Raw genomic sequence first — 3,484 nt, forward strand, 5'->3', positions numbered from 1 at the left:
GACCGGCCCGTCACGCCGAGCGGCCCGGACGGCGAGCCGCCGGCTCTCGCCGCCGCTGCCCGAGGACCGGTTCCTCAACCGGGAGCTCGCCTGGCTGGACTTCAACGCCCGGGTGCTGGCGCTCGCCGAGGACCCGCGCACCCCGCTGCTGGAGCGGGCCAAGTTCCTGGCCATCTTCGCCAGCAACCTCGACGAGTTCTACATGGTGCGGGTGGCCGGGTTGAAGCGTCGCCTCTCCGCCGGGCTGCCGGTACGCGGCGGCGACCGGCTGCCGCTGCGCACCCAGCTGGAGCTGATCACCGAGAAGACCGCCGAACTGGTCGGCCGGCACGCCGCCTGCTTCGTCGAGGACGTGCTGCCCAGACTGGCCGCCGAGGACGTCCGGGTCCTGCGCTGGGCGGAGCTGGACGACCCCGAGCGGGAACGGCTGCGGACCTACTTCCGCGAGCACATCTTCCCGGTGCTCACCCCGCTCGCCGTCGACCCGGCGCACCCGTTCCCGTACATCTCCGGCCGGTCGCTGAACCTGGCGGTGGCGGTCCGCGACCCGGACGGCGGCTCCGAGCTGTTCGCCCGGGTGAAGGTGCCCAACAACGTGCCGCGCTTCGTCCGGGTCGCCCGGGAACAGCCCGGGCTGCGGATGCTGCCGGTCGAGGAACTCATCTCGGTGCACCTGGGGCAGCTCTTCTCCGGCATGCAGGTGGTCGAGTGCCACCTGTTCCGGGTCACCCGCAACGCCGAGGTGGAGGTCGACGAGGACCGCGACGAGGACCTGCTCCAGGCGCTGGAGCGGGAGCTGGCCCGGCGCCGCTTCGGCCCGCCGGTACGGCTGGAGGTCGCCGCCAGCATCTCCGACCACATGCTGGAGCTGCTCGTCCGGGAACTCGACATGGACGGGCACGACGTGCTCCGGGTACCCGGGCTGCTGGACCTCTCGGCGCTCTGGCAGCTCTACGGCGAGGCCGACCGCCCCGACCTGAAGGACCCGCCGTTCGTGCCGGCCACCCATCCCCGGCTCGCCGAGGGCGAGGTGCCACGCAGCGTCTTCGCCACGCTGCGGGACGGGGACGTGCTGGTGCACCACCCGTACCACTCGTTCGCCACCAGCGTGCAGCGCTTCATCGAGCAGGCCGCCGCCGACCCGAACGTGCTCGCCATCAAGCAGACCCTCTACCGCACCAGCGGCGACTCCCCCCATCGTCGACGCGCTGGTCGACGCGGCCGCCGCCGGCAAGCAGGTGGTGGTGCTGGTGGAGGTGAAGGCGCGCTTCGACGAGGTGGCGAACATCGGCTGGGCGCGCACCCTGGAACGGGCCGGCTGCCACGTCGTCTACGGCCTGGTCGGGCTCAAGACGCACTGCAAGACCGCCCTGGTGGTACGCCAGGAGGGCAACCAGATCCGCCGCTACTGCCACATCGGCACCGGCAACTACCACCCGAAGACCGCCCGGCTCTACGAGGACTTCGGCGTGCTCACCGCCGACCCGGAGATCGGCGCCGACCTGACCGACCTGTTCAACGTGCTCACCGGCTACAGCCGGCAGACCGCGTACCGGCGGCTGCTGGTGGCGCCGCAGGGCATCCGCAGCGGCCTGATCGAGCGGATCGAGCGGGAGATCGACCACGTCCGCCTCGGCATGCCCGGGCTGGTGCAGTTCAAGGTGAACGCGCTGGTCGACGAGGAGATCACCGACGCGCTCTACCGGGCGTCCCGGGCCGGCGTCCACGTTGACCTGCTGATCCGGGGCATGTGCACGCTGCGGCCGGGGGTGCCGGGGCTGTCGGAGAACATCCGGGTCCGCTCGATCCTCGGCCGGTTCCTGGAGCACTCGCGGATCTTCCGGTTCGGCAACAACGGCGACGCGGAGTTCTGGATGGGCTCGGCCGACCTGATGCACCGCAACCTGGACCGGCGGGTGGAGGCCCTGGTGCAGGTGAGCGACCCGGTCGCCCGGGCCGAACTCGACCACGTGCTGACCGCCGCGTTCAGCCCCGAGGTGGACTCGTTCGAGCTGGCCGGCGACGGCACCTGGACCCGCCGCGCTGGCACCCCGGAGGAGCCGCTGACGGACCTGCAGGAGCTGCTGCTGCGCCGGGTGGGCGGCACCGCCGGGTGACCCGGACGGCCCGCCACCTCCCGCCCGCCGTGACGGGTCCGGGCGGCCCGGCGGTGTGGCCGTCGGACGAAGCTGAGCGGCCCGTACGGGGGTCGCCCGGACGTAGGGTGATCAGATGGCGCAGGAGCAACCGGTCGACATCCGGGCGGCCGGTGGAGTCGCCTGGCAGCCGGACGCCGACGGGGGCCTCCAGGTCTGCCTGGTGCACCGGCCTCGCTACGGCGACTGGTCGCTGCCGAAGGGCAAGCTGGAGCCGGGCGAGCACCCGCTGCTGGCCGCCGTCCGCGAGGTGGCCGAGGAGACCGACGTACGGGCCGTGCCGCAGGTCCGGCTCCCCACCGTGCGCTACCGCAGCGAGGGCCGGCCGAAGACGGTGGACTACTGGTCGATGCGGGCGGTGGGCGAGGGCGGCTTCCAGCCCGGCACCGAGGTCGACGACGTCCGCTGGCTCGCCGTCGACGACGCGATCCGGCTGGTCAGCTACCCGCACGACGCGGAGGTGCTGGCCGCGTTCGCCGCGCTGCCCCGGGTCACCGGGACGATCGCGCTGGTCCGGCACGCCCGCGCCGGCAAGCGCGCCACCTGGTCCGGCCCCGACGACGGGCGCCCACTGGACGTGACCGGCCGGGCCCAGGCCGAGCGGCTGGCCCCGCTGGTGGCGCTGGTCCGCCCCACCCGGCTGCTGTCCGCCTCGGCGCGCCGCTGCGTGCAGACCCTCGACCCGGCGGCCGCCCTGCTCGACCTGCCGATCGAGGTGGACGGCGACCTGGACGAGCCGCGGCCGGGCCAGCTCGGCGACGAGTGCGCGCTGGCGACCGCCGGCCGGCTGGCGGAGCTGGCCGCGGCCGGCGAACCGGTCGCGGTGTGCAGCCAGGGCAAGGTGATCCCGGGCGCGCTGGAGCGGTTGACCGGGCGGACCGACGACTTCACCACCCCGAAGGGCGGCGGCTGGCTGCTCGCCTTCGCCGCCGACCGGCTGGTCGCCGCCGACCGGCTCTGAGACCGCCGGGTGCGCTGTCCCGGTCAGGCGGGCGGCAGGGTCAGGGTCACCGCGACCGGCAGGTGGTCGCTGGCGGTGCCGCGCGGCGCGACGGCGTCGGCGCCGGTGAGGCCGGGCGAGACGAGGACGTGGTCGATCTGCTCGCGCGGGTCGTCGGCCGGGCTGGTCGGCAACGGCCGGGCCGCCGCCAACGCGTCCACCAGGCCGGCGCGGGTGAACTCCGCGAAGCCAGGAGCGCCGGGTTCGGTGTTCATGTCGCCGGCCACCACCAGGGGGCGGCCGGCGGCGTGTCCGAGAGCGAACGAGGCCACCGCGCGGGCCTGGACCACCGGCTCCCGCCCGGGTGGCGGTTGCAGGTGGTGGCCAC

At 74.3% G+C, this 3,484-nt stretch carries 2 protein-coding genes and 1 pseudogene; 2 read left to right on the forward strand and 1 reads right to left on the reverse strand.

Features of this window, described 5'->3' with window-relative positions; all coding sequences use genetic code 11:
- Positions 1 to 2,117: pseudogene (locus JNW89_RS31490) on the forward strand (RNA degradosome polyphosphate kinase); the annotation flags it as partial.
- A 115-nt stretch (positions 2,118 to 2,232) separates the two neighbouring features.
- Positions 2,233 to 3,117: an NUDIX hydrolase gene (locus tag JNW89_RS31495; RefSeq protein WP_238451839.1), complete on the forward strand. Its 885-nt coding sequence runs from the start codon at positions 2,233 to 2,235 to the stop codon at positions 3,115 to 3,117.
- 23 nt (positions 3,118 to 3,140) lie between these two features.
- Here the strand turns inward: JNW89_RS31495 and JNW89_RS31500 are convergent.
- The coding region (locus JNW89_RS31500; protein ID WP_238451840.1) for an endonuclease/exonuclease/phosphatase family protein at positions 3,141 to 3,484 on the reverse strand (344 nt) is incomplete at its 5' end.

This window comes from Micromonospora sp. 4G55 (assembly GCF_016803375.1).

What these genes read in the sequence shown, in the direction of transcription:
- JNW89_RS31495 (WP_238451839.1), top strand. Translation starts at nt 2,233, where the DNA reads ATGGCGCAGGAGCAACCGGTCGACATCCGGGCGGCCGGTGGAGTCGCC.